Raw genomic sequence first — 1,079 nt, forward strand, 5'->3', positions numbered from 1 at the left:
ATGTTTGACTTGCTCATTTGCTTTTTTGATAGTGTGTGCTCACTTAAAATTTAACGTTGGCGCTTTGTTTTGTTCAGTTTTCAAAGAGCAATTTGACTCTTCTTAAAGAATCAACTTTCTTATCATATCAAAGCCAAATGGGCTTGTCAAGTTTTTTTGGTGGAGCCTAGCGGGATCGAACCGCTGACCTCCTGCGTGCAAGGCAGGCGCTCTCCCAGCTGAGCTAAGGCCCCAAAAAAAATCATGGTCGGGAAGACAGGATTCGAACCTGCGACCCCTTGGTCCCAAACCAAGTGCTCTACCAAGCTGAGCTACTTCCCGAAAAAAATATGGTGCGCCCGGCGGGAGTCGAACCTACAACCTTCTGATTCGTAGTCAGATGCTCTATCCAATTGAGCTACGGGCGCATATTAAGATGAAGATGGTGCCGAGGACCGGAATCGAACCGGTACGGTAGTCACCTACCGCAGGATTTTAAGTCCTGTGCGTCTGCCAGTTCCGCCACCCCGGCATAAATAAATAGTGGAGCGGAAGACGGGATTCGAACCCGCGACCCCAACCTTGGCAAGGTTGTATTCTACCACTGAACTACTTCCGCGAACATGCGGGTGAAGGGACTTGAACCCCCACGCCTTGCGGCGCCAGATCCTAAGTCTGGTGCGTCTGCCAATTCCGCCACACCCGCATAATAAAATGGTGAGCCATGAAGGATTCGAACCTTCGACCCTCTGATTAAAAGTCAGATGCTCTACCAACTGAGCTAATGGCTCATATAAACTATTTATATATGCTATATCAAGCTTGTATGAAAATGGTGCCGGCAAGAGGACTTGAACCCCCAACCTACTGATTACAAGTCAGTTGCTCTACCAGTTGAGCTACACCGGCAAGTGTAAAAATGGTGGAGGATGACGGGATCGAACCGCCGACCCTCTGCTTGTAAGGCAGATGCTCTCCCAGCTGAGCTAATCCTCCATATATAACTGCTTGGCGGCGTCCTACTCTCACAGGGGGAAACCCCCAACTACCATCGGCGCTGAAGAGCTTAACTGCCGTGTTCGGAATGGGAACGGGTGTGA

The 1,079-nt window shown here is 49.7% G+C and carries 9 tRNA genes and 1 rRNA gene; all 10 read right to left on the bottom strand.

The features are described from left to right. Positions 1–157: 157 nt before the first annotated feature. Positions 158–233, bottom strand: a tRNA-Ala gene (locus ACQKFG_RS28130). Between the two features lie 11 nt (positions 234–244). Next, a tRNA-Pro gene (locus tag ACQKFG_RS28135) sits at positions 245–321 on the bottom strand. Positions 322–330: 9 nt separating this feature from the next. Then, positions 331–407: transfer RNA gene (locus ACQKFG_RS28140), tRNA-Arg, on the bottom strand. Between the two features lie 15 nt (positions 408–422). Then, positions 423–511 (bottom strand) — tRNA-Leu (locus ACQKFG_RS28145). A 12-nt stretch (positions 512–523) separates the two neighbouring features. Further along, positions 524–598, bottom strand: a tRNA-Gly gene (locus ACQKFG_RS28150). 5 nt (positions 599–603) lie between these two features. Then, positions 604–685, bottom strand: a tRNA-Leu gene (locus ACQKFG_RS28155). A gap of 9 nt (positions 686–694) precedes the next feature. Next, positions 695–770, bottom strand: a tRNA-Lys gene (locus ACQKFG_RS28160). Between the two features lie 42 nt (positions 771–812). Then, a tRNA-Thr gene (locus ACQKFG_RS28165) sits at positions 813–888 on the bottom strand. A gap of 11 nt (positions 889–899) precedes the next feature. Continuing rightward, a tRNA-Val gene (locus tag ACQKFG_RS28170) sits at positions 900–975 on the bottom strand. A 10-nt stretch (positions 976–985) separates the two neighbouring features. Next, a 5S ribosomal RNA gene (gene rrf / locus ACQKFG_RS28175) occupies positions 986–1,079 on the bottom strand; the annotation flags it as partial.

It is taken from the genome of Peribacillus sp. NPDC076916 (assembly GCF_050269675.1).
Taxonomy (GTDB): domain Bacteria; phylum Bacillota; class Bacilli; order Bacillales; family DSM-1321; genus Peribacillus; species Peribacillus aracenensis.